The organism is Nonomuraea sp. NPDC050394, assembly GCF_044459065.1.
GTDB lineage: Bacteria > Actinomycetota > Actinomycetes > Streptosporangiales > Streptosporangiaceae > Nonomuraea.
The window spans coordinates 264,397-291,371 of record NZ_JBITIO010000008.1; the positions used below are offsets into that span (position 1 = coordinate 264,397).

A 26,975-nucleotide genomic window follows, 5' to 3' on the forward strand; every position below is an offset into this window, starting at 1 on the left:
GGTCTCGCGGGGTTTCCTGCCGTCCGGACTCAGTTGGCGTGCAGGGTGGCGTTCAGCTCGATGCGCTGACCGGTGCGGGCGACCGCCTCGACCGCGCCCGACTGGGAGTTACGGCGGAACAGCAGGCCGCTGGAGCCCGACAGCTCCTTGCCCTTGACCACGCGGCCGTCCGGCAGCGCGATCTTGGTGCCGGAGGTGACGTACAGGCCCGCCTCCACCACGCAGTCGTCGCCCAGCGAGATCCCCACACCGGCGTTGGCGCCCAGCAGGCAGCGCTCGCCGATCGCGATGACCTCCTTGCCGCCGCCCGACAGCGTGCCCATGATCGACGCGCCGCCGCCCACGTCGGAGCCGTCGCCGACGACCACGCCGGCCGAGATGCGGCCCTCGACCATCGAGGCGCCCAGCGTGCCGGCGTTGAAGTTGACGAAGCCCTCGTGCATCACGGTCGTGCCGGCGGCCAGGTGGGCGCCGAGCCGTACCCGGTCGGCGTCGGCCACGCGGACACCGGAGGGCAGCACGTAGTCGACCATCCTCGGGAACTTGTCCACGCCGTAGACCGTCACCGCCCCCGTGGCGCGCAGGCGCAACCGGGTCCGCTCGAACCCGTCCACCGCGCACGGCCCACGGTCGGTCCACACGACGTTGGCCAGCAGCCCGAACAACCCGTCCAGGCTCAGCCCATGCGGCCGTACCAGGCGCGACGACAGCAGATGCAGACGCAGGTACGCGTCGTGCGCGTCGGCCGGGGCCTCCGACAGCTTGGCGATGCCGGTGCGGACGGCGACGACCTCGACGCCGCGCGCCGGGTCGGGGCCGGTCAGGGCGGCCAGCTCACCCGCCTCGTCGGCGTTGAGCCGTTCGGTGCCGGCGAAGGCCGGCTCGCCCAGCTCGGGCGCGGGGAACCAGGTGTCGAGCACGGTGCCGTCGGCGGCGATGGTGGCCAGGCCGGTGCCGTGGGCGCCGGTGGTGGTGGGATCGATAGCAGTCACGGGCCCAAAATACCGGGTCAGATGGTGCCGAGGTCGGCCGACAGCCACCGCTCGGGCCGCATGTGGAAGGTGACGAGGACGGCGAGGTTCGACTGCCCGACGTAGCCGGCCACCGCGTCGTCGGGCAGGTAGCGGGCCACGATCCTGGTCATCTCATCCAGCGTGGTGGGATTCTTCGCGACCACCGGGCCTTCGGCGGACACGTAGCGGTAGGTGGGATGGCTGCGCTGGGCGAGCATCGACACCCGGCCCGCCTTGCCGATCAGCTGTGCCTTGACCGAATCGCCGTCGGTGAGGAACGACACCATGCCGCCCGGCTCGTAGTCGTACCAGATCGGCACGTTCAGCGGCGCCCGGCCCTCGCCCGCCTCCACCGCGACCGCCCCGATGTGCGGCTCGGCCAGGAACGCCTCCCGATCAGCAGCGCTCAGCGCCACGGCAACCCCCCGAAGATCGTCGTACTCCTTTGGCCGACCTTAACCCAGCGAAGCCCCGCCGAACGTGACGCGGACCGTCAGCCCGCCACCCGGGTTCGCCTCGGCCGCGACGACGGCGTCATGGGCACGGGCCACGGCCGCCACGATCGACAACCCGAGCCCCGCTCCCTCGCCGGGCGTGTGCCGGCGCTCGTGCAGCCGCCGGAACGGCTCGAACAGCAGCGGCACCACCTCCGCCGGAACCACCGGCCCCGTGTTCGTCACCGCGAGCTCCCCGGGCCCGGTGACGATCTCCACCCTGCCGTCGGGCCGGTTGTAGCGGACCGCGTTGGCCACCAGATTCCCCACCAGCCGCTCCAGCAGCACCGGATCGCCCTTCACCACCAGCGGCCCGCCCCGGACGAGCGCTCCGGCGTCATCGCCCAGCGCCGCCGCGATGTGGTGGACCGCGACCGGCTCCCGCCGTTCCAGTCCCTGCTCCGACACCGACAGCAGCAGCAGTCCCTCGATCAGCCGCTCGTTGCCGTCGGCGAGGTCGATCAGCTTCTCCCGCATCCGCGACACCCGCGCCGCGTCCGGCTCGCCCGCCAGCCCGATCTCCGCCGCCGCCCGCTGCATCGCCAGCTGCGTACGCAGCTCGTGCGCGGCGTTGGCGGCGAAGCGCTGCTGCGCGCCGACCAGCCGCTCGATCCGGTCCAGCATGGCGTCGAAGGTGTCGGCCAGCTGCTTGAGCTCGCCCGGCGGCGCGTCCAGGGCGATGCGCTCGTGCAGGTTCGACCCCGACAGCCGCCGGGCGGTCCGTGTGATCACCGACACCGGCCGCAGCATCCGTCCCGCCATCCACCACGCGAGCACCACCGACGCCAGCGCGAACCCCGCCGCCGCCGCGATCGAGACGAGCAGCAGCCGATCCAGCGCCGTCTCCTCGACGAAGCCGAGCAGCTGCACCGTGGTGGCGAAGTCACCGCCGGACGGCGCGGCGGCGCTCACCCTGACACCCGGTAGCGGCACCGGCGAGCCCGGCTGCCTGGCCGCCGCCGAACTGATCGTGCTCACCAGGCTGTCCCGGAGCAGGAAGTAGATGAGCGCGACCAGCCCGCCGCCCGCCAGCAGCAGCAGCCCGCCGAACGACGCCGTCAGCCGGGTCCGCTCGTTCATGCGCCGATCCGGTAGCCGGCCCGGGGCACCGTCTCCACCACCGGAGGGTCGCCGAGCTTGGCCCGCAGCTTGCTCAGCGTCACCCGCACGGCGTTCGTGAGATAGCTGGTGTCCTCCTCCCACACCTGGTCGATGAGGTCCTCGTTGCTGACGACCGCGCCCTCGGCGCGCATCAGCGCCTCCAGCACCGCGAACTCCTTGCGCGACAGGTGCAGCGGGCGGCCGTCGCGGCCGGCCGTACGGCAGGCGGTGTCGAGCACCACCCCGCCTCGCTCGATGACCGGAGGCAGCGCCGGACGCGCGCGCCGCCCGAGGGCCAGCACCCGCGCCAGCAGCTCGTCATAGACGAACGGCTTGGGAAGATAGTCATCGGCGCCCAGCCGCAGCCCGTCCACGCGCTCACGCACACTGCCCGCGGCGGTCAGCATGAGCACCCGGGTCATCAGCCGGTAGGCCACCACCCGGCGGCACACCTCGTCGCCGTGCACGCCGGGCAGGTCGCGGTCGAGCACCATCACGTCGTACTCGCCGGCCTCCAGCTTGCGCAGCGCCTCCCGGCCGTCATGGGCCACGTCCACGGCGAGCGCCTCCCGGCGCAGCCCCTCGGCGATCATCTCCGCCAGGAACGCCTCATCCTCTACCACCAGCACACGCATGCCCCCTCTCTACCTGAGGTGCGCATTTCCTTGCCATAAAGGCGACCGTTAGAGCGGCGAAACGCGGCCTCGGGCCAGCCTGAGCCGCATGAAGACCACCATCGCCCTGGCCGCGCTCGCCCTGAGCCTGGCCGCCTGCGGCAACACCGCGCCCGAGAAGAACACGACCGTCAACTCCGGCGACCAGCGCCTCAAGACCGCCGAGTGCCTGCGCTCCAAGGGCGTCAAGGTCAGCGACCCCGGCGGCCCCGGGGAGAGCCAGACGATCGACAGCGGCGGCATGGACCAGAAGGAGTTCGAGAAGCTGCTCAAGGAGTGCGGCGCGATCGGCGGCACCGGCAAGCAGATCAGCCAGGCCGACAAGGACAAGGCCCTCGCGTTCGCCAAGTGCATGCGCGAGCAGGGCCTCGACTTCCCCGACCCCGACTTCGACGGCGGCATGCAGCGGGCCAGGCCCGTGCCCGTTGACAAGGCCGCCTTCGACAAGGCCAACAAGACCTGCAGTGAGAAGACGGGATGAAGCGCGCCACGACGACGCTGACCGCGGGGGCCGTCCTGGCGGCACTCGCGGGCGGTGTCGCCTTCGCCACGTTCGCCACGCCCGGCGGAGCGGAGCCGTCCGCCCCGTCGCCGCTCACCACCGCCACCGGCACCGTCGGCAAGGGCGACCTCACACAGAGCGTCCGCGCCAAGGGCACGCTCGGCTTCGCCGGCCGCCGCACCGTCGGCGCCGCCCTCGGCGGCGTCCTCACCTGGCTGCCGCGCGCGGGCTCGGCCGTCGGCCGCGGCGAGCGCCTCTACGAGGTCGACGGCAGACCCGTCCATCTCATGTACGGCGCCAAGCCCATGTACCGCACCCTTTCCCCGGGCGCGAAAGGCGCCGACGTGCGCCAGCTCGAAGCCAACCTCAAGGCCCTCGGCCACGGCTCCGGCATGACCGTCGACGACGAGTACACCTGGGCCACCGCCCAGGCCGTACGCGACTGGCAGGAGGACCACGACCTGCCCGAGACCGGCACCATCGGCCCGGAGCAGATCGCGTTCGCCCCCCGCGCGCTGCGCGTCCAGAAGCTCGAGACCGCGACGGGCGACCGCGTGACCCCCGGCGCCCGCCTGCTCACCGCCACCGGCGCGGAACGCGCCGTCACGTTCAAGGTGGACGTCGCCGAGGCCGCCCATCTCAAGACCGGCGACCGTGTCACGGTCGAACTTCCCACCGGGAAAACCGTCAAAGGCCGCATCGCCAGCATAGGCCGCACCGCCGAAGCCGACGACCAGGCCGCCGACAAGACCCCCAAGGTCGGCATCACCGTCGCCTTCGACCGCCGCGCGAACGTCAAGGGCGTCGACCAGGCTCCCGTCAGCGTCCTCATCAAGGGCGAGACCCGCAAGGACGTCCTGTCCGTCCCGGTCACCGCGCTGCTGGCCGTACCCGGGGGCGGCTACGCCGTCCGCGTCGTCGGCGCCGGACCACCGCGTGACGTGAAGGTCGAACTCGGCCTGTTCGCCGACGGCCGCGTCGAGGTCACCGGCGACGGGCTCGGCCCAGGCACGAAGATCGAGGTGCCCGGCACATGAGCGTCGTCGAACTCACCGGCGTCACCAAGCGCTACCCCGGCGGCGTCGACGCCCTGCGCGGCGTCGACCTGCACGTCGAACAGGGCGAACTCCTGGCCATCGTCGGCCCGTCCGGCTCCGGCAAATCCACGCTCCTGCACATCGTCGGCACCCTCGACCTGCCCACCGACGGACACGTGCGCATCGTTGGCCACGACGTCGGCCGCCTGTCCGACCGCGCGCTGTCGGCCCTGCGCGCCCGCCACATCGGCTTCGTCTTCCAGGCCTTCCACCTCATGCCCGGCGTCACCGCCCTCGACAACGTCGCCGAAGGCCTCCTCTACACCGGCCTCTCCCCGGTACGGCGCCGCCGCCGGGCCGCCGAAGCCCTGGAGCGCGTCGGCCTGGCCGACCGCATGCGCCACCGGCCCCACGAGCTGTCCGGCGGCCAGAAGCAGCGCGTGGCCATCGCCCGCGCCGTCGCCGGCGAACCCGACCTGCTCCTGGCCGACGAACCCACCGGCGCCCTGGACACCGCGTCGGGCGCGGCCGTACTCGATCTCCTGCACGAGCTCAACCGCGACGGCGCGACCATCGCCGTGATCACCCACGACCCCGAGATCGCGGCCGCCCTGCCCCGCCAGGTACGCGTCAGGGATGGGCAGGTGATCGGCTGATGGCCACGCTCACCCCCGCCCGCCTGCGCCCGCGCGACATCGCCCACGTGGGCTCCGCCGGGCTGCGCGGCCGCCCGATGCGCGTGGTGCTGTCCGCCCTGGGCATCGCCATCGGCATCGCCACCATGATCGCGGTCGTCGGCATCTCGGCCTCCAGCAAGGAACAACTGATGCGCCGGCTCGACCAGCTCGGCACCAACATGCTGGTCGTGACACCGGGCGACTCGATGTTCTCCGGCGGGCGCGCCAAACTCCCCAAGGACGCCCCCGCCATGGCCGCCCGCATCGCCGGCGTGGAGCGGGTGGCGGCCCTGGGCGCCCTGCCGTACCCGGTCTACCGCAACGACCGGGTCGACGAGCTCGACACGAACGGCATCACCCTGTCAGCCGCCGCGGAGTCCTTGCTCGCCACCCTGCGCGGCCGCATGGCGAAGGGCTCCTGGCTCAACGCCGCCAACGGCCGCTACCCCTCCGTCGTCCTCGGCCACGTCGCCGCCCGCCGCCTCGGCATCACCGAGCCCGGCAGGCAGGTCTACCTGGACGGCCGCTACTTCACCGTCGTGGGCATCCTCGCCCCGCTGCCGATGGCCGAGGAGATCGAGCGTTCGGCGCTGGTCGGCTGGAAGGCGGCGCAGGACCTGCTCGCCTTCGACGGCCACCCCACGTCCATCTACGAGCGCTCGACAGACGAGACCGTCGTCAAGGTCAGAGAACTCCTCCCGAGAACCGTCAACCCGGAGCACCCGGAAGAGGTGGAGATAACCGACCCGTCCGCCGCCCTGCAGGCGAAGGCGGCCTCGGCCGGCGCCTTCACCAACCTGCTGCTCGGCCTGGGCGCCGTCGCCCTGCTGGTCGGCGGCGTGGGAGTGGCCAACACGATGATCATCTCCGTGCTGGAGCGCCGCCACGAAATCGGCCTGCGCCGGGCACTGGGCTCCACCCGCGGCCAGATCCGCCTGCAGTTCGTGACGGAGTCGCTCCTGCTCTCCGGTCTGGGCGGCCTGGCCGGCGTCCTCCTGGGCGCCGCCGCGACCTGGATCTACGCGACATCAGGCGGCATGCCCTGGGTCGTACCGCCATGGGCGATGGCAGGAGGCTTCACCGCCACCCTGGCCATAGGCACGGTGGCCGGCCTGTACCCCGCCGTGAGAGCCGCCCGCACCTCCCCGACCGTTGCCCTCCACGCCACCTGACCCCCCGGCATCCGGCAAGCCCCGACCTCCGGCAAGTGGTACCACTCTTCGGCCCTCCCTCCAGATGGCCTCACCACCAACACCCCGCTCCGCGCGGAACGGCGGCTCCGCCCGCTGCCCACGAGTCGCCGCCTGCCCCCCGCCGTTCGCCGGCCGCCGACCAGGAGATGCCGACCGGGAGATGCCGACCGGGAGATGCCGACCGGGAGATGCCGACCGGGGGATGCCGACCGGGAGATGCCGACCGGGAGATACCGAGCCCGGGTAGGCCTGCCCCCTGTCGTTCCGGCGATGACGCGTCACAGCGGTCTTGCCGCCGGCCCCGGACAGATCTCCCGCGCCCGCACGGTCCTCCCCGCTCCGGGACCGACGTGGCGGTCGGGCATGAGCCGGTGGACGCCACGCCGTACGAGCCCGAGGACGGGGTCGTCGCGCGCTCCGCGGTCGCCGGTACGCCACCTTCTGATGGTTGCGGCGGAGACGCCGGCGGTCGGAGAGCCCTCGGGCGGAGAGATGGAGCGCGCGGGGTGCATGCGCTCAGTGTGACTGTCGTCACTGACAGTTTCGGTGGGGTGATGGTGCCGGAAGCGGGATTCGAACCCGCACGCCCTCTCGAGCGGGCGCTTTTGAGGCGCCTATGTCTGCCATTCCATCATTCCGGCTGGGAAAACCGGCAAAATCCGGTTTTGTGCCGGGACGCGCCTGACTAGATCAGGTTCGGACACCGGCGTGGATCTAATGTAGCGGACCTCGGTACTCTTCTGCTCGTGAGTACGCAGCGGCGAGTAGTGATCGCGGAAGACGAGGCGCTGATCCGCCTCGACCTCAAGGAGATGCTTGAGGAGGACGGCTACGTCGTCGTGGGTGAGGCGGGTGACGGTGAGCAGGCGATTTCGCTGGCCACCGAACTCAAACCCGACCTCGTCATTCTCGACGTCAAGATGCCCGTGCTCGACGGCATCTCGGCGGCCGAGCGTATCGTCGCCGAGCGGGTCGCCCCCTGTCTCATCCTCACCGCCTTCTCCCAGCGGGACCTGGTCGAGCGGGCCAGGGACGCGGGGGCGATGGCCTATCTGGTCAAGCCGTTCACGAAGGCGGACCTGGTGCCGGCGATCGAGATGGCGGTCAGCAGGCACGAGGAGATGGTGGCGCTGGCCACCGAGGTTTCGAGCCTGTCCGAGCGGCTGGAGACCCGCAAGCTGGTCGAGCGGGCCAAGGGGCTGCTCATGGCGGCGCACGGGTGGAGCGAGCCGCAGGCGTTCCGGTGGATCCAGAAGGCGTCGATGGACCGGCGCCTCAGCATGCGCGAAGTGGCCCAGATCGTCGTCGCGGACGCCACCAAGTCCGAATAGCCCAGGCCGAGGACTCTCTGCGGCCCCCGCCGCGCACCCTCGCGGGGTTCCGCGCCGCGAGGGTCCATGCCCCTGCGGGTCCATGCCCCTGCGGGTCCATGCCCCTGCGGGTTCATGCCCCCGCGGGTTCATGCCCCCGCGAGTTCATGCCCCCGCGGGTCCGTGCGCTCGCGGGTCCGTGCGCGCCCGCGCCAAGCCGAGGCCCCACGGGCCGGCTCATGGCTTCAAGGGCGCTCAGGGGCCGTGGGGTCTACAGGCCGCAGGTTTTGCGGGCGTAGCCGAGGATGAGCTGGTCCAGGCGCAGGGAAGGCGTCTGGACGGTGTCGGAGCGGAAGACGAGGAATCGGGGTTCGCCGGCTCCCAGCGCCACCCGCGCGTTGAAGAGCATGGCGATCTTGGCCTCCGCGAACGAGTGCGGGTCGCAGCGGCCCGGCGTGATCCGGACGGGGATCTCCAATTTCGCCATTCCCGCCTTGAGCGTCATTTTCCGAGAATTCAGCTCATAGTGCACGTTGCCTGACAACTCAGTAATGGTCACATCTTGATTGCTGTTGCGGCGCGTCACGATAACACTGCCATGGAGGACCTTGTCCTTCTCGGTCCAAGCCTGACCGAACCCCACCGACACCGCCTGCTGAACCAGGAACTGCTCGCATTCCTCCCTGAACAGCTTCGCCAGCAACGGGTCCGGATGGGGCAGCGCCCAGCTCACCTCGCGCGAGGGCTCGTCGCCTGCCTTGACGTGCGCGATCACCCGCGCCGGCCGCAGTTCCGGCACCGCTCCGGGGGCGCACTTGGCCGCGCCATACGCGATGCGCAAGGCCACCGGAACGCTCTTGACGGCGGTGTCCATGCGCGCGAACCCGGTCTCCTGGAACGAGGGCCCGCTCACCCGCACGTCGGACACCCACACCGGGGTGCTCCCGCTGTTGGCCATGACCACGCTCAGCATGTGCTTGGGCATGTCGGATCGTCCCTGCGTGAGGGTCACGGTGAGGCCCCGGGGCGGGCTCGTGGAGGGGGCGGGCGGAGTGCCCCCGCAGGCGGAAAGGCCGAGGATCAGGACCAGGAGGGCGGCGGTGCGCTTCACATCGCCACAGTAGAGGCGGCCCGCGGCCGGGCCAGGTTAAGGAGGAGTCACGACTGCGCATCGTAAGGTCGCGGCCTCTCCCGCCGGATATTTCCGGAGTCATGCTGATCGTGGATTTCGCGAACTCCATGTCCCCCTGCGCATCTGCACGAAGGAGATATCGATGATTCGGCGAGCGTTGGCCGTCGCGACCGCGGCGGTCTCGGCCCTCGCACTCGCGGCCTGCGGATCCTCCGGCCCCGACGGGGCGGGCACCCCGGCGAGCGACACGGCCTCAGCGCCGGGCACCACCGCCGCCAAGGGCGACGGCACGCTGGTCCTCGGCTCCGTACTCCCTCAGACCGGGAACCTGTCCTATCTGGGCCCGCCGATGTTCGCGGGCATCGATCTGGCGGTCAAGGAGATCAACGCGGCGGGCGGCGTGCTGGGCAAGCAGATCTCGGTCTCGCACACCGACTCCGGCGACACCACGACCCAGATCGCCGCCCAGTCCACCGACAGCCTGCTGGCCAAGAAGGTCGACGCGATCGTGGGTTCGGCCTCGTCCTCGGTCTCGCTGTCCATCCTCGACAAGATCACGGGTTCCGGGGTGCTGATGTTCTCGCCGTCGGCGACGGGCATCGAGCTCACCAACGCCAAGGACAACGGCCTGTTCTGGCGTACGGCCCCGCCCGACGTCCTCCAGGGCCGGGTGCTGGGCGACCTCGCGGTCTCGGAAGGCGACGACACGGTGGCGATCGTTGCCATGCAGGACGCCTACGGTTCCGGCCTGGCCGACTCGACCGAGAAGGCCGTCATCGCCGGCGGGGGCGAGGTCGTGGAGAAGATCCTCTACGACCCCAAGGCGGCTGACTTCTCGGCCGACGTGGCCAAGGTGAAGGCGAAGAACCCGAAGGGCATCGTGCTCATCGGGTTCGCCGAGACCAGCAAGGTCGTCCAGGAACTCGTCAAGCAGGGCCTGAGCAGCGACAAGCACCACTGGTACATGGTCGACGGCAACCTGTCCAACACCAACTACCTGAAGTTCCCCAAGGGCACGATGAAGGGCGTGAAGGGCACCCTGCCGGGCTCGGAGGCCCCGGGGGCGTTCCAGAAGAAGCTGCTGGAGGTCAACCCGGACCTCGACGTCTTCGGCTACGGCCCCGAGTCCTACGACGCGGTGAACCTGATCGCGCTGGCGGCGGAGGCGGCCAAGAGCGACGTGGCCGCCGACATGGCCGCGAAGCTGGGCGAGGTCAGCAAGGGCGGCGAGAAGTGCAACGCCTTCAAGGTGTGCGCGGATCTCCTCAAGGCGGGCAAGGACATCGATTACGACGGCGTGAGCGGGCCCGTGGAGTTCAACGACGCGGGCGATCCGGCGACGGCCACGATTGGCATCTACCAATTCGGGCAGAACAACACCTTCGACGCGGCCAAGGCTCTGGAGTATCGATCGGGGAACATCGCCGGGTAACAGGGTGTCAGCGGCCGGTTTCCCAGCTAACCGGCCGCTACCTGGGGGTTTTCTTCATAAGTTGAGGAGTGATTACGACTCAGCATCCAAGTGCCGACAGTTCTTCCAGGCATCTAGCTGGAAGCGTGCTGCTTTTTGTACGTTTCGCTCATTCGATCGGGAACGTCGGCGGTGCTGACAGCCTCCCGGCCTGGATGAAGGAGACACTTCATGACCCGCATTGCCCCACTCGGGCGCGTGCTCGCCGTCGCGGCTGCGGCGAGCCTCGCTCTGACGGCCTGTGGCGGCGGCGCTGACACCGCCGGCACCAAGGCCACCGATTCGGCCGCGCCGGCGACCTCGGCCGCGGCCGGCAAGGGCGACGGCACGCTGAACCTCGGCACCCTCCTCCCGCAGACCGGCTCGCTCGCCTACCTCGGCCCGCCCGAGTTCGCGGGCGTCGACCTGGCGGTCAAGGAGATCAACGACGCGGGCGGCGTCCTCGGCAAGCAGGTCTCGGTCTCGCACACCGACTCCGGCGACACCACGACGCAGATCGCTTCGCAGTCGGTGGACAGCCTGCTGGCCAAGAAGGTGGACGCCATCATCGGCGCCGCCTCCTCCTCGGTGTCGCTGTCCGTGATCGACAAGATCACGGGTGCCGGCGTGGTGCACTTCTCGCCCGCCAACACCTCCATCGAGCTCACCACCTACAAGGACAACGGCCTGTTCTGGCGTACGGCTCCGCCGGACATCCTGCAGGGCCGCGTCCTGGGTGACCTCGCGGTGGCCGACGGCGACGACACGGTCGCCATCCTCGCGCTGCAGGACTCCTACGGCACCGGCCTGGCCGACTCCACGGAGAAGGCCGTCATCGCCGGCGGCGGCGAGGTCGTCGAGAAGATCATCTACGACCCCAAGGCCGCGGACTTCTCGGCCGACGTCGCGAAGGTCAAGGCCAAGAACCCGAAGGGCATCGTGCTCATCGGCTTCGCCGAGACCAACAAGGTCGTCCAGGAGCTCGTCAAGCAGGGCCTGACGGCCGACAAGCACCACTGGTACATGGTCGACGGCAACCTGTCCAACACGAACTTCCTGAAGTTCCCGAAGAACACCCTGAAGGGCGTCAAGGGCACGCTGCCCGGCGCGGCCGCTCCGGACACGTTCCAGAAGAAGCTGCTCGAGATCAACCCGAAGCTCGAGGACTTCAGCTACGCGCCCGAGTCCTACGACGCCGCCAACCTCATCGCCCTGGCGGCCGAGGCCGCCAAGAGCGACGCGGGCACCGACATCGCCACGAAGCTGGGCGAGGTCAGCAAGGGCGGCGAGAAGTGCAACGACTTCAAGACCTGCGTCGACCTGCTGAAGGCCGGCAAGGACATCGACTACGACGGCATCAGCGGTCCGGTCGAGTTCAACGACGCCGGTGACCCGGCGACGGCCACCATCGGCATCTACCAGTACGGCGCGGACAACAAGTACCCCGCCAAGGCCATCGACTACCGCACCGGCAACATCGACGGTTAAGTAGTCAGGCGGGAGCCCCGGGACCTCGGTCCCGGGGCTTCTTCGCGTTCACCCGCCCTTGCAGCCCTCGACGATCCTGTCGGCGGCGGCCCGGTAGTCCTTCAGGAGCGCCACCTGGCGCTTCCTGGGTGTCTGGGCGCTGGACAGGCCCTTCGTGGCCTTCTCGACCTTTTCCGCCTCGTCCCGGAGCACCTGGGGGAGACGGGGGCCGAACTCCTGGACCATGCCGCGCAGCTCGGCCAGCCGGCCCAGGACGGCGTTCTCGAAGTTCTGCTCGTCCTCCCTGCCCGCGGGCAGGAGCAGCAGCCCGGCGTAGCCGATGGAGGAGACGACGCGGGTGCAGGGGTCGTCGTCGGGGTCGCCGCCGGTGCTGTACTTGGCGGTTTCGCTCGGCGCCGCCTGCGTCTTCTGCGCGGGCGGGCTGTTCTGGCAGGCCACGAGCATGGGCATTAACAGGGCGATAGCCGTAATGCGTCGCACAATGCTCATTAAACGCGGAGAAGGGGCCCCAAAGGGACCCCTTCGCGCGAAACAGGTGTTTACGCCCGTGCCAGCGTGCCCAGGTAGAGCTCGATGACCTTCGGGTCGTTGGCCAGCTGGCGGCCGGTGCCGGTGTAGGCGTTGCGGCCCTGGTCGAGCACGTAGCCGCGGTGGCAGATCTGCAGGCAGCGCCGTGCGTTCTGCTCCACCATGATCACGGTCACGCCGGCCTTGTTGATCTGCTGGGCCTGGATGAAGACCAGGTCCTGCAGCTTCGGCGACAGGCCGGCCGACGGCTCGTCCAGCAGCAGCACCGACGGCTCGGTCATGAGCGCGCGGGCCATGGCCACCATCTGCCGCTCACCGCCCGACAGGGAGCCGGCGCGCTGCTTGCGCCGCTCCTTGAGCGCGGGGAACAGCTCGGCGACGAACTCGAAGCGCTCCTTGAACTTCGTGGGCACCTGGTAGGCGCCCATCTCGAGGTTCTCCTCGATCGTCAGGCTGGGGAAGACGTTGTTGGTCTGCGGGACGTAGCCGACCCCGCGGGCGACCAGCTGGTGCGCCTTCATGTTCGTGATCTCTTCACCCTTGAGCACGACCGTGCCGCTGCGGATGTTGACCAGTCCGAACATGGCCTTGAGCAGCGTCGACTTTCCGGCGCCGTTGGGGCCGATGATGCCGATCAGCTCACCCTCGCCGACGTACAGGTCGGAGCCGTTGAGGATGTTGACACCAGGCAGGTATCCGGCGATGAGCTCGTCGCAGCGGAGCACGGCGTTCTCGGCCCCCGCCACGTGGGCGCTGCGGTCGGTGACGGCCGCCTTGGATTCCGGGGTGCTGCTCACTTGCCTGCCTCCTCCTCGACCTCGGCCTCGAGCGCGGCCTCGGCCTCCTGGAGCTGCTCTTCCAGCTCCTCCTCGGACAGCGGCGCGTCGTGGTGGGCGCCCAGGTAGGCGTCGATCACCCGGGCGTCGGACATGATCGTGTCCGGCGGGCCCTCCGCGATCACGGTGCCCTGGGCCATCACGATCACCCAGTCGCTGATGTCGCGGACCATGTCCATGTCGTGCTCGACGAACAGCACGGTCATGCCCTGCTCGCGCAGGTCCTTGACGTGGCCCAGCAGCGACTGCGTCAGCGCCGGGTTGACGCCGGCCATCGGCTCGTCGAGCATGACCAGCTCGGGGCTGACCATGAGCGCGCGGGCCATCTCCAGCAGCTTGCGCTGACCACCGGACAGGGAACCCGCGAAGTCCTCGCGCTTGGCGTCCAGCTTGAAGCGCGCGAGCAGTTCGTCGGCGCGCGCGGTGATCTCGTCCTCCTGGGCACGCCAGGATGACGGCACCAGCGCGCGGAAGAAGCTCTCGCCCTTCTGGTTCTGGGCGCCGAGGCGCATGTTCTCGATGACCGTCAGCTTCGACAGCGCCTTGGTCAGCTGGAACGTGCGGACCATGCCCGAGCGCGCGACCTTGTGGGCCGCGACGCCGTTCATCGTGGTGCCGTTGAACGTCCACTCGCCGGCGTCGGCGGTGTCGAAGCCGGTCAGCTGGTTGAAGAACGTGGTCTTGCCGGCGCCGTTCGGGCCGATCAGCGCGGTGATGGAGCCGCGCTGGATCTCCACGTGCTTGACGTCGACGGCGGTGAGGCCACCGAAGCGGCGCACGACGTTGTCGACGACCAGGATCGGGTCGGGCTTGCTGACGCCGGGCTCGCGCTGCAGGTCCTTGAAAGCGGCCAGCGCGGCGGCCTTGCTGTCAGTGGGCGTGGTTTCAGCGTGCATCGAGTGCGATCTCCCTCTTATCGCCGAAGATACCCTGCGGACGGAAGACCAGCAGCAGGACCAGGCCGAGACCGACCAGCATGAAGCGGAAGGCGCCGATCTGGTTGACCGTCATCCACGTGATGTACTGCGCCTCGATCAGTTCGTTGAGCAGGTTGCCGATGAAGACGAGCAGCACCCAGAAGATGATCGAGCCGACGACCGGGCCGAAGACGCGGGCCGCGCCGCCGAGGATGACGATCGTGTAGGCGTAGAAGGTCAGCTCGGTCGAGAACGCGTCCGGCTGCACCGAGGCGTAACCCAGCGCGTAGATGTAGCCGCCGAAGCTGCCGATGAGGCCGCCGAGGATCAGCGACTGCATCTTGTACGAGAACACGTTCTTGCCCAGGGCGCGCACGGCCTCCTCGTCCTCGCGGATGGCCTTGAGCACGCGGCCCCACGGGCTCTTCATGAGCATGTAGATCACCAGGCACGACAGGCCGACGAGGATCCAGCCGATGAGCAGGACCCAGGTGACGCGCTCGTTGAAGGTGAAGGGGCCGATGCCGTACTCGCCCTTGGAGAAGGGATTCATCGCGAAGAAGCCCTCGGAGAACCCGTAGCGGCCGTCGGAGCCGCCGAAGTAGTCCTTGAAGGTGACCGAGCGGAAGATCAGGCGGACGATCTCGGCCGCCGCGATCGTGACGATGGCCAGGTAGTCGGCGCGCAGCCGCAGCGTCGGGATGCCGAGCAGCAGGGCGAGCAGGATGACCGAGGCCAGGCCCACGCCGATGCCGACCCAGAACGGCAGGCCGATCGTGACCACGGTCACGGCCAGGCCGTACGCCGCGACGCCGAGGAAGGCCGCCTGGCCGAAGTTGAGCAGGCCGGTGTACCCGAAGTGCAGGTTGATGCCGATCGCGGCCAGCATGTAGAAGACCGTCTCGACGCCCACCGCCGCCTCGACGGTGGTCACCATGATGTTGAACCAGTCCATGATTCCCCCCGTCAGCCGATCCGCTCGCGGCGGCCGAGGATGCCCTGCGGCCGGAAGAGCAGGACGATGATGAGTACGGCCAGCGCGCCCACACTCTTGAGCTCAGGAGAGATCCAGAGGGTGGACAGCTGGATGAACAGGCCCACGATGAGGGAGCCGACCAGCGCGCCGAACGCGGTGCCGAGACCGCCCAGCGTGACTCCGGCGAAGATGAGCAGCAGGATGTCCTGGCCCATCGTGAACTTCACGGTCTGCGACAGACCGAGCAGGATGCCGGCCAGCGCCGCGATCGCGCCGCCCGCGGTCCAGATGACGCGGATGACCCGGTCGACGTTGATGCCCGAGGAGGCGGCGAGCGCCGGGTTGTCGGCGACGGCCCGCGCGGCCTTGCCGGTGCGGGTCTTGAGCAGCGCGATGCCGACGATGACGAGCACGGCCAGTTCGATGGCCATCATGATGAAGTTCTTGGGCGCCGCGGTGATCGGGCCGACGGAGATGCCCGCCTGGGCGTTGAACTCGGTGTACGGCTCGCTGTCACCGCCGTGCAGGAACAGGAAGAGGAAGCGCAGGAACATCGCCACGCCGATGGAGATGATCATCATGGCGATGACGCCGGTGCCCCGCCTGCGCAGCTGCCCCCAGAAGAAGCGGTCCTGGAGGTAGCCGAAGGCGCCGCCGACCAGCACCGCGATGATCGCGGACGGGATGACGCCGAGGCCGAAGCCGACGTTGAAGAGGTAGGCGATCAGCGCTCCGAACGTCACCAGCTCGCCGTGGGCGAAGTTGGTGAGCTTGGTGGTGCCGAAGATGAGCGACAGGCCCATCGCGGCCAGGGCGATGATCAGGCCGAGGTTGAAACCCTCGAAGGTGAGCTGCGCGGCCCGTGTCCAGAAACTGCTGTCGCTGGAGGTGTCGGTGGGAGCCGGGGCTCCGGGAGTCTGCTCGCCGCCGGCCTTGGGAACCAGGGCGAACAGGACAGTGGAGCAGTTGTCCTTATAAACCGTTGGAGTGCGGACGTTGTTGCCGCCGCGAACCTCAGCGGTCTGAGGGAGCGAGCTGACATCCAGGGTGACCTTGTACTTCCCTGGTTTGTCGACCTGGACGTCCCATGTGCCTTGGGCGTTACTGGCGACCTCCTTGACGGGTTTTCCGTCCTCGGTGGTCACGACGATTTTCGCGCCGTTCACTGGCTGGCCTTGGAGTTTGAGTGTTCCCTTCACTCCCTGGCAGTCGGCAGGCCCCGCGGACGCGGGGCTGGCGAGCAGGAAGATCAGTCCACCCAGGAAGGCCGTGAACGCGATCACGGCTCTGCGCAATGGTGCTCCCTCTATTAGGTCAAGGCGGGGCTTGGGTTGTACCCCTCCATCTCGACACGCGGGCATCGCAGGCACAACTGGGATGCTGTGGCGGGAGCCTATTCCGGCGACGTCCGGTTCCGAACCGTTCGTCACCAATTAGTGATGCGGGTGTGTCGGTGATGTGAGCAAATAAGAAGGCAGGTCAGGGGCTAAATCGAGGTATACCCCTGGCACGGGCGCGGAGCTGTACTAAAACGAGACCATAACGATCGGTCGGAAAGCGCTGCACAGACGGGCGACGTATGCATCAAGCCCTGAAAGGTGGGATGACCCGCTTATTGAGCGGGTAAAAAAGAGCGAGCCCGGGGGTGACCTTTGGGACCGTGTCCGGCTTCCCCGGCCCGACACGTTATCTACTCGGCCTCCCCGCGGGCTCTGTCCGGTCAACCGTAGCGACCCACGGGGGCCGTGTGCAAAGGGTGAGCCGAACTGCCTTCGCCGTCTCAGGCGTCACGCAGCATGCACGTGAGGCGCGAGGTGCACACGCGCCGGCCCTCCTCGTCGGCGATGTCGATCTCGAACGTGGCCAGCGAGCGGCCGCCGTGAATGCGTGTCGCCACGCCCGTGACGTGCCCGGACGTCGCCGCCCTGTGGTGCGTGGCGTTGATCTCGATGCCGACGGCGATACGGCCCTCGCCCGCGTGGATCGCCGAGCCGATCGAGCCCAGGGTCTCCGCCAGCACGACCGACGCGCCGCCGTGCAGCAGCCCGTACGGCTGCGTGTTGCCCTCGACCGGCATGCGGCCCACCACGCGCTCCGCGCTGGCCTCGACGATCTCTATGCCCATGCGCTCGGCGAGCGTGCCGCGGTGAAGGGAGTCGATGGTGACCCGGTCTATCTGCGTCAAGGAGGAGCCTCCAGTCTTCCGAGCTCAGGTTTTCTGTCGCACATGGAGACTAGGCTTCTGGTGTGCCGAAGAGTGAAGTGACCCCCAACCGCCCATGCCTGTTGCTCCTTGACGGGCATTCGCTGGCCTATCGCGCGTTCTACGCGCTCAAGGACGCCAACCTCATGACCACCGACGGTCAGCACACCGAGGCGGTCTACGGGTTCACCTCGATGCTGACCAACATCCTGCGCGATGAGCAGCCGACCCACGTGGCGGTGGCCTTCGACCGGTCGGAGCCCACGTTCCGGCACGAGGAGTACTCCGAGTACAAGGCCAACCGCAGCGAGACGCCCGAAGACTTCAAGGGCCAGATGCAGCTCATCTTCGAGCTGCTCGACACCCTGCGCGTGCCGCGGCTGTCCAAGGCCGGCTTCGAGGCCGACGACCTCATCGCCACCCTGGCCACCCGCGCCTCGGGCGAGGACATGGACGTGCTGATCGTCACCGGCGACCGCGACGCGCTGCAGCTCGTCGACGAGCGGGTGACCGTGCTCATGACCCGCCGCGGCATCAGCGACATGACGCGCTTCACGCCGGAGGCGGTCTTCGAGAAGTACGAGCTGACGCCCCGGCAGTATCCCGACTTCGCCGCGCTGCGCGGCGACCCGAGCGACAACCTGCTGAGCATCCCCGGCGTGGGCGAGAAGACCGCGGCCAAGTGGGTGCGCGAGTTCGGCTCGCTGACCGAGCTGGTCGACCGGGTCGACGAGGTCAAGGGCAAGGTCGGCGACAAGCTGCGCGAGCACGTCGCCCAGGTGCTGATGAACCGCAGGCTCACCGAGCTGCTGCGCGACGTGCCGGTGGACGTCGAGGTCGCCGAGCTCACCCAGGGCGTCTGGGATCGCGAGGAGATCAACAAGCTCTTCGACACCCTGCAGATCCGCGGCGAGCTGCGTGAGCGTGTGTTCAAGGTGCTCGGCAGCGGCGAGGAGGAGCCCGAGCAGGGCTTCGAGGTCGAGACGATCATCCTCGGCCCCGACCGCGTGGCCGGCTGGCTGGAGGCGATGCCCGAGGGCCGCGCCGGCCTGGCGTTCAAGGGCGCCTACGGCAGCGGCACCGGCCGCATCGACGGCATCGCGATCGCCTCCCCCGACGGCACCGCCGCCCACATCGACCCGACCAAGCTCACCGAGGCCGACTTCGCCGCGCTCGGCGCCTGGCTGGCCGCCGACGACCGGCCCAAGGCCGTCCACGACGCCAAGGGGCCGCTGCTGGCCCTGTGGACGCAGGGGCTCGACCTGCGCGGCCTGAGCGCCGACACCGCGCTCGCCGCCTACCTCGCCATGCCGGGCCAGCGCACCTTCGCCCTCGAAGACCTCGCCCGCCGCTACCTCCACCGCGACCTCAAGGTCGAGGAGGAGTCCGGCGGGCAGGCGGCGCTGTTCGGCGACGACGAGGACGCCCCGGCCAAGGACCTCGCGCTGCGCGCCCACGCGGTGCGCGAGCTGGCCGACTCGCTGGAGGCGTTCCTGTCCCAGCGCGGCGGCACCCAGCTGCTGGCCGACGTGGAGCTGCCGCTGGTGCGGGTGCTGGCCGAGCTGGAGCGGGCCGGCATCGCGGTCGACCGCGACTACCTCACCGGCATGGAGGCGCAGTTCGCCGCGGCGGTCAAGCAGGCCGTCGAGGAGGCGCACCGGGTGGTGGGTGAGCAGTTCAACCTCGGCTCGCCCAAGCAGCTGCAGGAGATCTTCTTCAACCAGCTCAACCTGCCCAAGACCAAGCGCACCAAGACCGGCTACTCCACCGACGCCGACCAGCTGGCCTGGCTGGCCACGCAGACCGACCACGAGCTGCCGGTCATCATGCTGCGCCACCGCGACCAGCAGAAGCTCCGCCAGACCGTCGAGGGCCTGATCAAGGAGATCGCCGACGACGGCCGCATCCACACCACCTTCAACCAGATCATCGCGGCCACGGGCCGGCTGTCGTCGGAGAAGCCGAACCTGCAGAACATCCCGATCCGCACCGCCGAGGGCCGCCGCATCCGGCAGGGCTTCACGGTCGGCGAGGGCTACGAGACGCTGCTGACCGCCGACTACAGCCAGATCGAGCTGCGCATCATGGCGCACCTGTCGGGCGACGAGTCGCTGATCGCCGCGTTCGAGTCGGGCCACGACTTCCACGCCGCCACCGCCTCACGGGTGTTCGACCTGCCGCCGGAGCAGGTCGACGGCGAGCTGCGCGCGCGCATCAAGGCGATGAACTACGGCCTGGCCTACGGCCTGTCCGACTTCGGTCTCGCCGGGCAGCTCAACATCCCGGTGGCCGAGGCGCGGGCGCTGAAGGAGGAGTACTTCGAGGAGTTCGGCGGCGTGCGCGACTTCCTCAACGCCATCGTCTCCCAGGCCCGCACCGACGGCTACACCGAGACGATCATGGGCCGCCGCCGCTACCTGCCCGACCTGACCAGCGACAACCGCCAGCGCCGCGAGATGGCCGAGCGCATGGCGCTCAACGCGCCCATCCAGGGCTCGGCGGCCGACATCATCAAGGTCGCGATGCTCAACGTGCGCCAGGCGCTGGGCGAGGAGGGGCTGCGCTCGCGGATGCTGCTGCAGGTCCACGACGAGCTCGTGTTCGAGGCGGCGCCGGGCGAGCTGGAGCGGCTGCGCCAGCTCGTGACCGACCAGATGAACGCCGCCTACCAGTTGCGGGTGCCGCTGGAGGTCTCGGTGGGCGTGGGGCGTACGTGGGAGGACGCGGGGCACTGATCTCCCGCCCCGCACGGCGGGTCGCACTGATCTCCGCTCCGCACGGCGGGTCCGCTCGCGGGCCCGCCGTCGCCTTTTCCGCCCTCCGGTACGGCCCGCCGCGCCGCATTCCGGACATGCGTGATGATGCACTGTGATGCGTGACATGGTCGGACAAGGCGTGCCGTGGGCCTTCTGAGGAGGGCTTCTGGACTACCCTGGACCTTTGAAATCCCCCGACCGGTACGGGAGTTCTGTGCGGCCCTCACTGTCATCCACGCGTGTCATCGGTGCGGCGAACGTCGCGGTCATCCTCGTCGCGGTCGCCGCGCTGATGATCATGCCGGGGGACGATCCGGCGGCCAAGGCGCCGCCGGAGGCGGTCAAGGTGGGGCAGACACAGCCGGTGCCCCCGTCGGGCCGGCCGTCTTCGCCGGGGCCGTCCGCCCAGCCGTCCGCGCAGCCGTCCGTGCCCGCCCCGATTCCCACGGCGAGCCAGCCGCCGGCGGTGGTCGCCACGCCGGAGTTCGCCAGGCAGGTGAAGGCCAACGAGGCCGGGCTGGTGCCGATCATCATGTACCACCGCATCATCAAGAAGCGGATGGCCTCGATCGACCGCACCCCCGCCCAGTTGCGGCAGGAGCTGGAGAAGCTGGCCAAGCAGGGCTACGTGCCCATCACCGCGGCCGAGTTCGCCGCCGGGCGCGTCCAGGTGCCGGCCGGCAAGTTCCCCGTCGTGCTCACCTTCGACGACGGGCATCCGAGCCACTTCGCCCTGGACGACCAGGGACGGCCCGCGAAGAACACCGCCGTCGCCATCATCTACGACGTCGCCCGCAAATACCCGTCCTTCCGGCCTGTCGCGACCTTCTGGGTCAATCACTACCCGTTCGGGCTGCAGAAGCAGGAGCAGCAGGCCACGGCCGTGCAGTGGCTGCACAGGCAGGGCTTCGAGGTGGCCAACCACACCTGGGCGCACCCCAACCTGCGGGCGATGGGCACCAAGAAGGTGCGTGAGCAGATCGCGCGGCTGGAGCGCATGCTGAAGAAGCTCGGCGTGCCGCCGTCCACCACGATGGCGCTGCCGTTCGGGAGCATGCCGCACAAGAAGAAGGCGGCCCGCAAGGGGGAGTGGGGCGGCGTGCCGTACGACTTCGACGCGGTCTTCCTGGCGGGGGCCGAGCCGTCGCTGTCGCCCTTCGCCAAGGGGTACGATCCTGGTGCCGTTCAGCGGATCCAGAGCAACGGCAAGAAGGGCGAATGCCGTAAGTGGTGCTCTCAGTACTGGCTGGAATGGCTGCAGAAGCACCCGGGATGGCGCTATGTCTCCGACGGCGACCCCGACCGCGTCTCGGTGCCGAAGAAGCTTCAGGGTAATATCGCGCCGAAGCGGAGAGACCAGGTCAACGCCTATTAGGCGTCGTGGTTCCCGAAGGTCATCGCCGTCTCGGATTGACCCCCGCCGCTCGGTCTCATATGCTGATCGCTGCGCTGTGGGCTCGCGCGCGCCTCAGACGGAGCGGGCTCGCGCTCGGTCACGTCGATGTCGTAATCCTCGGCTTGATGCGGAAGAGGGCCTGCCGCGCGCCGCCACATCGATATCTGTCCGCGTTCGGAGCAATTCCACACATGACGTCCAGCACTGAGGCCACCTCGAGCACCCCGCAGGTAGCGGTCAACGACATCGGGTCCGAGGAAGCCTTCCTCGCAGCGATCGACGAGACCATCAAGTACTTCAACGACGGCGACATCGTCGAGGGCACCGTCGTCAAGGTCGATCGAGACGAGGTTCTTCTCGACATCGGCTACAAGACCGAGGGTGTCATTCCCTCGCGAGAGCTCTCGATCAAGCACGATGTCGACCCCGCGGACGTCGTGGAAGTCGGCGAACACGTAGAGGCCCTGGTTCTCCAGAAGGAGGACAAGGAGGGTCGCCTGATCCTGTCCAAGAAGCGTGCGCAGTACGAGCGCGCCTGGGGCACGATCGAGAAGATCAAGGACGAGGACGGCATCGTCACCGGCACCGTCATCGAGGTCGTCAAGGGTGGTCTCATCCTCGACATCGGCCTCCGTGGCTTCCTCCCGGCCTCCCTGGTCGAGATGCGCCGGGTCCGCGACCTCCAGCCTTACGTCGGCCGCGAGCTCGAAGCGAAGATCATCGAGCTCGACAAGAACCGCAACAACGTGGTTCTGTCGCGTCGCGCCTGGCTTGAGCAGACGCAGTCCGAGGTCCGCCAGACCTTCCTCAACACCCTCCAGAAGGGCCAGGTCCGCAAGGGCGTCGTGTCCTCGATCGTCAACTTCGGTGCCTTCGTGGACCTGGGTGGCGTCGACGGTCTCGTCCACGTGTCGGAGCTGTCCTGGAAGCACATCGACCACCCGTCCGAGGTTGTCGAGGTCGGCCAGGAGGTCACCGTCGAGGTCCTCGACGTCGACATGGAGCGCGAGCGCGTCAGCCTCTCGCTCAAGGCGACGCAGGAAGACCCGTGGCAGCAGTTCGCCCGCACCCACCAGATCGGCCAGGTCGTTCCCGGCCGGGTCACCAAGCTGGTGCCGTTCGGCGCGTTCGTGCGGGTCGAGGAGGGCATCGAGGGCCTGGTCCACATCTCCGAGCTGGCCGAGCGCCACGTGGAGATCCCGGAGCAGGTCGTCCAGGTCGGCGACGAGATCTTCGTCAAGATCATAGACATTGACCTCGACCGCCGTCGCATCAGCCTCTCGCTGAAGCAGGCGAACGAGGGTGTCGGCACCGAGGTCGAGTTCGACCCGACCCTCTACGGCATGGCCGCCACCTACGACGACCAGGGCAACTACATCTACCCCGAGGGCTTCGACCCCGAGACGGGTGAGTGGCTGGAGGGCTTCGACCGCCAGCGCGAGGAGTGGGAGCGGCAGTACGCCGAGGCCCAGACTCGCTTCGAGGCCCACAAGAAGCAGATCGAAGAGGCCCGCAAGGCCGAGGCGGAGGCCGGCGAGGCCGCTCCTTCGTCCTACAGCGGTGAGACGCCGGCTCCGGCCAGCTCCTCCTCCTCGACCTCTTCCTCCTCCGCTCCGGCCAGCGGCGCCCTGGCCTCCGACGAAGCTCTCGCGGCACTGCGCGAGAAGCTCGCCGGCGGGCAGAGCTAACCAGCTCGGCAAGCGCGAACCGATCAAGCCCCGCACCCTCGTGGTGCGGGGCTTGACCCGTTTCCGGGCGCGGTCAGCCCGGCGTCGTCCGGGTGTAGGTGAGGCTGAAGTCGTGGGACCAGTCGGCGCCGTCCTTGGAGAACTCCCAGGCCGCGGTGATCCCGCGACCGTCCTCGTCGAAGGTGCCGGTGAAGCGCTGGTGGAATCCGGGCGCGTCGCGCCAGACCCGCCAGACGCCGTCCGCGAGCGTCATCTGGTAGACCCGGTGCACGCCGCGGGCATCGGAGTGCAGGTAGGAGAAGGCGCCGGTGGCGTCGTCCACGCCGATGAGGCAGACGGAGGGCAGGGGAGAGTCCGACTGCCACTCCTGCGGGGCGTCGGCCTCGGCGGTGCCGTACGCGCGGAAGGCGAGGAACGCCCCGTCCTCGATCCACTCGAACACCGCGCGGCCCCCCGAGACGGTATGGCCGCCGGCATGGGCCTTGACGCTCCATTCGCCCACCAGGATGTCGAGGGGGACGAGGGCGGGGTTGCGTGCCATGGGCTCTCCTCCGTGGTCAGGCCCTCCGGTGCCATCCGGTAGGGTCGTCGGCCGTGCGTCCTGCACTCCCAAGAGATCGAAGGAACGACCCTATGCGCAAGCTCACCTATTACGTCGCCGCGACCCTGGACGGCTACATCGCCGAGCGCTCCGACGCCGACCCGTCGGGCGGGCTGTTCGCCATCGGGCAGGACTACATCGAGTTCGTCATCACGAACTACCCGGAGACGCTGCCGGTCAACGCCCGTGAGGCACTCGGCGTCACGGATCCGGGTACGCGCTTCGACACGGTGGTGGAGGGGCGGCGCTCGTACCAGATCGGCCTGGACATGGGCATCACCGACGCCTACCCGCACCTTCGCCACCTGGTTTTCTCCCGCCACCTCGCCCAGACCACCGATGTCGAGGTCGTCGCGAGCGACCCCGTGGAGCGCGTCAGGAAGCTGAAGGCCGAGGACGGCCTCGGCATCTGGCTGGTCGGCGGCGCGGAGCTGGCGGGTGTGCTCTACGACGAGATCGACGAGATCGTGGTCAAGGTCAGCCCGGTCACGGCCGGTGCGGGGGTGCCGCTGTTCGCGGGGCGCAGCGAGGCCGAGGCGCGCCGGTTCACGCTGACCGATCACGTGATCCTGGACAGCGGCCTGGCCGTCATGACCTACTCCGCCGCCTGAGCCCGTCGCGTGCGCAGAACCAGCTGGATCACCTGTTCTTCCAGGTCCTGGCCGGGTGACACGGTCCTGCCCCGCTCGTAGGCGAGCACGACGCGCGGGTCGATGTAGGAGGCCAGGGCGACGGCGGGAGTGTTGCCGAGGCGGCCTGCCACCTGCTCCACCACCCGCCGCACGGCCCGCTGCCGGCCGAGCCTGCCGCGGGGGCGGCGCGTGCGCGCCAGGCCCTCGGCGGCCAGGACGGTGGCGTGCCAGGTGCGGAAGTCCTTCGCCGACACCTCGCAGTCGAGCAGTTCGCGCAGGTAGTCGTTGAGGTCCTCGGCGCCCACGTCCTTCCATCCAGAGCCGTTGCGGTAGCGCAGCAGCTCACCGTCGTGGCCGGTGCGCAGCAGCGCGGAGACCACCTCGCGCACGTGCGGGTCGCGGATCTCCGTCTCCTGCGGCTTGCCGCCCTTGGCCGCGAACCGGCACAGGACGCCGCCGTCGGTGCGGGTCACGTGCTCGGTCCTGAGCGTGGCCAGGCCGTAGGAGTCGTACTCGGCGCCGCCCGCCCGGAACAGCCCGAGGTCCAGCATGCGCGCGGCGGCGGCCAGCACGCGCTCGCGGGTTAGCCCGTCCTGCTCCAGGTGCCGCCGGACCCGGCGGCGGAAGGCGGGCAGCCGCCCGGCCATCTCGGTGACCCGGTCGAACTTGAGTCGGTCCTGCTCTTCCCGCCACAGGTCGTGATAGCGGTACTGGCGCCGGCCCGCCGCGTCGGTGCCCACGGCCTGCAGATGGCCGTCGTCACGGCAGATCCACACCTCCCGCCAGGCGGGCGGTACGGCCAGGCCGCGGATCCGGGCCAGAACGCGGCGGTCGCGCACGCGGCGGCCGTCGGGGTAGTGGTAGCTGAACCCCCGGCCCCGGCGCCGCCGGGTGATGCCCGGTTCCTCCGGGTTGCTGTGGCGCACGCCATCCCGCCTACCCGCAAACCCGCTCGGAACACGCCGGTCAGCACCCCGAGGCCTCAAGCCGGACGATCCGTCCGCTGATCACCTGCGCGTAGACCGCCTCGGTGCGCTCGGCCACATGCGGCCAGCTGTAGCGGCGGCGGGCCCGGCCGGCCCCCGCGGCGCCGAGTTCCCGGCGCCGCTGCGGTGAGTCCAGCAGCTCACGCAGCGCTCTGGCCAGCGCCCGCGGACGGCGCGGCGGCACCAGCGGGCCCCAGCCGGCGACCGTGTCCAGATGTCCGCCGACGGCCGAGGCCACCACGGGCACGCCGCAGGCCATCGCCTCGATCGCGACGATCCCGAACGGTTCGTACCACGGCACCGACACCACCACGTCGGCCGAGCGCATCAGCCCCGGCACGTCCGGCCGGGCCACGCTGCCGATCAGCCGTACCCTCCCGGCCAGGCCGTGCATGGCGGCCAGGCCGCGCAACCGGGCCAGTTCCCCGTCCTCCGGGGCGCCGCCCGCGATCAGCAGTTCCACGCCGGGCAGCCGGCGTAGCGCCTGGACGACGGTGTCGACGCCCTTGCGCGGCACCAGCCGGGCGATGCACAGAACCCGGCCGCCGGTACGCGGGCCGTACCACCAGCGGCTCGCCTCAAGGGGATCGGGCGGCGCGGGATGAAAACGTTCGAGATCCACACCGCACGGCACGACCGAGACCCGCTCGGCCGGCACGCCCATGGCGGCCAGCTCGCGCACCTCGTCGTCGCAGGTGGCCACGATCGCGTCGGCGCGCCGGCCGATCTCGCGCTCGGTGTCCACGCGGAGCGCCGGGCTGGTGTCGGCCGCGCCCTGCCAGCGCCGCTTCACGGTGCCGAGCGCGTGATAGGTCACCACCACGGGGACGTCCGCCGTCGCCGCGAGCGCCGCCTGCCCGCTCATCCAGAAGTGCGCGTGGATCACGTCCGGCCGCTCGCGCCGCCAGCGCTCGCGCAGGATCCGCGCGAACTCCGGCATGTACGGCGCCAGCCCGTCCTTGGCCACCGGTTCAGGCGGCCCGGCCGGAACGTAGTCCACCGTGACGCCCGGCCCCATCGGCACCCGTTCTGCCTGGTGGGGCGAGGTGCGCCGGGTGTGGACGACCACCGTGTGCCCGCGCGCCGCCAGCGCCGATGCCAGGGCGGCCACGTGAACGTTCTGCCCGCCGGCGTCCACTCCGCCGATAGCGGCCAGTGGGTCGGCGTGCTCGGAGATCATGGCGATTCTCATGCGCTCGGCTCCTTTTCACCACGTGCTCGGCACATCCGTGCCCTGAGGTCTCGAAAGATCGCTGTAGCGCGCACGGCCGCGCCGTGGCTGGGACGACTGGAGCGCCTCGCGGGCGCGGACCGTGGGTAGGGCTGGAAGTCCGGCGGGGAGTCGAACCCGGGGACGTCTCATCTACTCCTCCCCGCCGGCTTCA

25 protein-coding genes and 1 tRNA gene are annotated in these 26,975 nt (G+C 69.6%); 11 read left to right on the plus strand and 15 right to left on the minus strand.

Going from position 1 to position 26,975, the window contains the following annotated elements; all coding sequences use genetic code 11:
• Positions 1-29: 29 nt before the first annotated feature.
• The 4 genes from dapD to ACIBKY_RS30155 are packed head-to-tail and all read right to left on the minus strand — an operon-like array spanning position 30 to position 3,243.
• Positions 30-992: a 2,3,4,5-tetrahydropyridine-2,6-dicarboxylate N-succinyltransferase gene (gene dapD, locus ACIBKY_RS30140; RefSeq protein WP_397101735.1), complete on the minus strand. Its 963-nt coding sequence runs from the start codon at positions 990-992 to the stop codon at positions 30-32.
• Positions 993-1,009: 17 nt separating this feature from the next.
• A complete protein-coding gene (locus tag ACIBKY_RS30145) occupies positions 1,010-1,429 on the minus strand; it encodes a pyridoxamine 5'-phosphate oxidase family protein (RefSeq protein ID WP_379612981.1) in 420 nt (139 codons plus the stop codon).
• A 39-nt stretch (positions 1,430-1,468) separates the two neighbouring features.
• Positions 1,469-2,587, minus strand: a complete 1,119-nt coding sequence (locus ACIBKY_RS30150) for an ATP-binding protein (protein WP_397101738.1) — start codon at positions 2,585-2,587, stop codon at positions 1,469-1,471.
• Positions 2,584-3,243, minus strand: coding sequence for a response regulator transcription factor (locus tag ACIBKY_RS30155; protein WP_397101740.1), 660 nt, complete (start codon positions 3,241-3,243; stop codon positions 2,584-2,586). Before ACIBKY_RS30155 ends, ACIBKY_RS30150 begins: the two co-directional genes overlap by 4 nt.
• 88 nt (positions 3,244-3,331) lie before the next feature.
• Between ACIBKY_RS30155 and ACIBKY_RS30160 the strand changes: the two genes are divergently transcribed.
• From ACIBKY_RS30160 to ACIBKY_RS30175, 4 genes are read left to right on the plus strand one after another with little or no spacing between them, the layout of a single operon-like run.
• A complete protein-coding gene (locus ACIBKY_RS30160; protein WP_397101742.1) occupies positions 3,332-3,763 on the plus strand; it encodes a hypothetical protein in 432 nt (143 codons plus the stop codon).
• Positions 3,760-4,821 carry an efflux RND transporter periplasmic adaptor subunit gene (locus ACIBKY_RS30165; protein ID WP_397101744.1) on the plus strand — a complete coding sequence of 354 codons (1,062 nt, stop codon included), beginning with the start codon at positions 3,760-3,762 and terminating at the stop codon, positions 4,819-4,821. Before ACIBKY_RS30160 ends, ACIBKY_RS30165 begins: the two co-directional genes overlap by 4 nt.
• Positions 4,818-5,477: an ABC transporter ATP-binding protein gene (locus ACIBKY_RS30170; protein ID WP_397101746.1), complete on the plus strand. Its 660-nt coding sequence runs from the start codon at positions 4,818-4,820 to the stop codon at positions 5,475-5,477. The genes ACIBKY_RS30165 and ACIBKY_RS30170 overlap by 4 nt, the downstream gene beginning before the upstream one ends.
• Entirely contained in the window at positions 5,477-6,670 is a 1,194-nt protein-coding gene (locus ACIBKY_RS30175) for an ABC transporter permease (protein ID WP_397101748.1), read from the plus strand. Before ACIBKY_RS30170 ends, ACIBKY_RS30175 begins: the two co-directional genes overlap by 1 nt.
• A 576-nt stretch (positions 6,671-7,246) precedes the next feature.
• Here ACIBKY_RS30175 and ACIBKY_RS30180 read toward each other — a convergent pair.
• A tRNA-Leu gene (locus ACIBKY_RS30180) sits at positions 7,247-7,332 on the minus strand.
• Positions 7,333-7,437: 105 nt separating this feature from the next.
• Between ACIBKY_RS30180 and ACIBKY_RS30185 the strand changes: the two genes are divergently transcribed.
• Entirely contained in the window at positions 7,438-8,022 is a 585-nt protein-coding gene (locus ACIBKY_RS30185; RefSeq protein ID WP_397101750.1) for an ANTAR domain-containing response regulator, read from the plus strand.
• A 250-nt stretch (positions 8,023-8,272) separates the two neighbouring features.
• On the opposite strand, the gene ACIBKY_RS30190 is transcribed toward ACIBKY_RS30185, so the two are convergent.
• Positions 8,273-9,112 (minus strand): hypothetical protein, encoded by an 840-nt coding sequence (locus tag ACIBKY_RS30190; protein ID WP_397101752.1) that lies wholly within the window; start codon positions 9,110-9,112, stop codon positions 8,273-8,275.
• A 163-nt stretch (positions 9,113-9,275) separates the two neighbouring features.
• Between ACIBKY_RS30190 and ACIBKY_RS30195 the strand changes: the two genes are divergently transcribed.
• Positions 9,276-10,565, plus strand: coding sequence for an ABC transporter substrate-binding protein (locus ACIBKY_RS30195; RefSeq protein WP_397101754.1), 1,290 nt, complete (start codon positions 9,276-9,278; stop codon positions 10,563-10,565).
• Positions 10,566-10,775: 210 nt separating this feature from the next.
• Positions 10,776-12,071, plus strand: coding sequence for an ABC transporter substrate-binding protein (locus ACIBKY_RS30200; RefSeq protein WP_184960872.1), 1,296 nt, complete (start codon positions 10,776-10,778; stop codon positions 12,069-12,071).
• Positions 12,072-12,119: 48 nt separating this feature from the next.
• Here the strand turns inward: ACIBKY_RS30200 and ACIBKY_RS30205 are convergent, their stop codons facing one another.
• The 6 genes from ACIBKY_RS30205 to ACIBKY_RS30230 form a co-directional block, all read right to left on the minus strand.
• Positions 12,120-12,521, minus strand: a complete 402-nt coding sequence (locus ACIBKY_RS30205; protein ID WP_397101756.1) for a hypothetical protein — start codon at positions 12,519-12,521, stop codon at positions 12,120-12,122.
• Between the two features lie 89 nt (positions 12,522-12,610).
• Complete coding sequence (locus ACIBKY_RS30210; RefSeq protein WP_397101758.1) at positions 12,611-13,396, minus strand: ABC transporter ATP-binding protein; 786 nt, start codon at positions 13,394-13,396, stop codon at positions 12,611-12,613.
• Positions 13,393-14,331, minus strand: coding sequence for an ABC transporter ATP-binding protein (locus ACIBKY_RS30215; protein ID WP_397101760.1), 939 nt, complete (start codon positions 14,329-14,331; stop codon positions 13,393-13,395). The genes ACIBKY_RS30210 and ACIBKY_RS30215 overlap by 4 nt, the downstream gene beginning before the upstream one ends.
• On the minus strand, positions 14,321-15,307 hold the full coding sequence (locus ACIBKY_RS30220) for a branched-chain amino acid ABC transporter permease (RefSeq protein WP_397101761.1): 987 nt from the start codon (positions 15,305-15,307) through the stop codon (positions 14,321-14,323). The genes ACIBKY_RS30215 and ACIBKY_RS30220 overlap by 11 nt, the downstream gene beginning before the upstream one ends.
• 11 nt (positions 15,308-15,318) lie before the next feature.
• Positions 15,319-16,623 carry a branched-chain amino acid ABC transporter permease gene (locus ACIBKY_RS30225; RefSeq protein ID WP_397101763.1) on the minus strand — a complete coding sequence of 435 codons (1,305 nt, stop codon included), beginning with the start codon at positions 16,621-16,623 and terminating at the stop codon, positions 15,319-15,321.
• Between the two features lie 485 nt (positions 16,624-17,108).
• Positions 17,109-17,453, minus strand: coding sequence for a PaaI family thioesterase (locus ACIBKY_RS30230; RefSeq protein ID WP_397102160.1), 345 nt, complete (start codon positions 17,451-17,453; stop codon positions 17,109-17,111).
• Positions 17,454-17,575: 122 nt separating this feature from the next.
• Between ACIBKY_RS30230 and polA the strand changes: the two genes are divergently transcribed.
• The 3 genes from polA (at position 17,576) to rpsA (ending at position 23,371) form a co-directional block, all read left to right on the plus strand.
• A complete protein-coding gene (gene polA / locus ACIBKY_RS30235; RefSeq protein ID WP_397101765.1) occupies positions 17,576-20,266 on the plus strand; it encodes a DNA polymerase I in 2,691 nt (896 codons plus the stop codon).
• 205 nt (positions 20,267-20,471) lie between these two features.
• A complete protein-coding gene (locus ACIBKY_RS30240) occupies positions 20,472-21,662 on the plus strand; it encodes a polysaccharide deacetylase family protein (protein WP_397101767.1) in 1,191 nt (396 codons plus the stop codon).
• A 212-nt stretch (positions 21,663-21,874) separates the two neighbouring features.
• Positions 21,875-23,371 carry a 30S ribosomal protein S1 gene (gene rpsA, locus ACIBKY_RS30245; RefSeq protein WP_184960885.1) on the plus strand — a complete coding sequence of 499 codons (1,497 nt, stop codon included), beginning with the start codon at positions 21,875-21,877 and terminating at the stop codon, positions 23,369-23,371.
• 73 nt (positions 23,372-23,444) lie between these two features.
• On the opposite strand, the gene ACIBKY_RS30250 is transcribed toward rpsA, so the two are convergent.
• The gene (locus tag ACIBKY_RS30250) at positions 23,445-23,912 is read right to left on the minus strand and encodes a hypothetical protein (RefSeq protein ID WP_397101769.1); all 468 of its coding nucleotides are present in this window, start codon (positions 23,910-23,912) and stop codon (positions 23,445-23,447) included.
• 92 nt (positions 23,913-24,004) lie between these two features.
• Between ACIBKY_RS30250 and ACIBKY_RS30255 the strand changes: the two genes are divergently transcribed.
• Positions 24,005-24,583 (plus strand): dihydrofolate reductase family protein, encoded by a 579-nt coding sequence (locus tag ACIBKY_RS30255; RefSeq protein ID WP_397101770.1) that lies wholly within the window; start codon positions 24,005-24,007, stop codon positions 24,581-24,583.
• Here the strand turns inward: ACIBKY_RS30255 and ACIBKY_RS30260 are convergent.
• Positions 24,568-25,530: a DNA topoisomerase IB gene (locus ACIBKY_RS30260; RefSeq protein WP_397101772.1), complete on the minus strand. Its 963-nt coding sequence runs from the start codon at positions 25,528-25,530 to the stop codon at positions 24,568-24,570. The two genes, ACIBKY_RS30255 and ACIBKY_RS30260, sit on opposite strands and share 16 nt — an antisense overlap.
• 40 nt (positions 25,531-25,570) lie before the next feature.
• Positions 25,571-26,782, minus strand: a complete 1,212-nt coding sequence (locus ACIBKY_RS30265; protein ID WP_397101774.1) for a glycosyltransferase — start codon at positions 26,780-26,782, stop codon at positions 25,571-25,573.
• Between the last annotated feature and the right edge of the window lie 193 nt (positions 26,783-26,975).

What these genes read in the sequence shown, in the direction of transcription:
- ACIBKY_RS30150 (WP_397101738.1), bottom strand. Translation starts at nt 2,587, where the DNA reads ATGAACGAGCGGACCCGGCTGACGGCGTCGTTCGGCGGGCTGCTGCTG.
- ACIBKY_RS30155 (WP_397101740.1), bottom strand. Translation starts at nt 3,243, where the DNA reads ATGCGTGTGCTGGTGGTAGAGGATGAGGCGTTCCTGGCGGAGATGATC.
- ACIBKY_RS30160 (WP_397101742.1), top strand. Translation starts at nt 3,332, where the DNA reads ATGAAGACCACCATCGCCCTGGCCGCGCTCGCCCTGAGCCTGGCCGCC.
- ACIBKY_RS30165 (WP_397101744.1), top strand. Translation starts at nt 3,760, where the DNA reads ATGAAGCGCGCCACGACGACGCTGACCGCGGGGGCCGTCCTGGCGGCA.
- ACIBKY_RS30170 (WP_397101746.1), top strand. Translation starts at nt 4,818, where the DNA reads ATGAGCGTCGTCGAACTCACCGGCGTCACCAAGCGCTACCCCGGCGGC.
- ACIBKY_RS30175 (WP_397101748.1), top strand. Translation starts at nt 5,477, where the DNA reads ATGGCCACGCTCACCCCCGCCCGCCTGCGCCCGCGCGACATCGCCCAC.
- ACIBKY_RS30195 (WP_397101754.1), top strand. Translation starts at nt 9,276, where the DNA reads ATGATTCGGCGAGCGTTGGCCGTCGCGACCGCGGCGGTCTCGGCCCTC.
- ACIBKY_RS30200 (WP_184960872.1), top strand. Translation starts at nt 10,776, where the DNA reads ATGACCCGCATTGCCCCACTCGGGCGCGTGCTCGCCGTCGCGGCTGCG.
- ACIBKY_RS30205 (WP_397101756.1), bottom strand. Translation starts at nt 12,521, where the DNA reads ATGCCCATGCTCGTGGCCTGCCAGAACAGCCCGCCCGCGCAGAAGACG.
- ACIBKY_RS30215 (WP_397101760.1), bottom strand. Translation starts at nt 14,331, where the DNA reads ATGCACGCTGAAACCACGCCCACTGACAGCAAGGCCGCCGCGCTGGCC.
- ACIBKY_RS30220 (WP_397101761.1), bottom strand. Translation starts at nt 15,307, where the DNA reads ATGGACTGGTTCAACATCATGGTGACCACCGTCGAGGCGGCGGTGGGC.
- ACIBKY_RS30230 (WP_397102160.1), bottom strand. Translation starts at nt 17,453, where the DNA reads ATGGGCATAGAGATCGTCGAGGCCAGCGCGGAGCGCGTGGTGGGCCGC.
- rpsA (WP_184960885.1), top strand. Translation starts at nt 21,875, where the DNA reads ATGACGTCCAGCACTGAGGCCACCTCGAGCACCCCGCAGGTAGCGGTC.
- ACIBKY_RS30250 (WP_397101769.1), bottom strand. Translation starts at nt 23,912, where the DNA reads ATGGCACGCAACCCCGCCCTCGTCCCCCTCGACATCCTGGTGGGCGAA.
- ACIBKY_RS30255 (WP_397101770.1), top strand. Translation starts at nt 24,005, where the DNA reads ATGCGCAAGCTCACCTATTACGTCGCCGCGACCCTGGACGGCTACATC.
- ACIBKY_RS30265 (WP_397101774.1), bottom strand. Translation starts at nt 26,782, where the DNA reads ATGAGAATCGCCATGATCTCCGAGCACGCCGACCCACTGGCCGCTATC.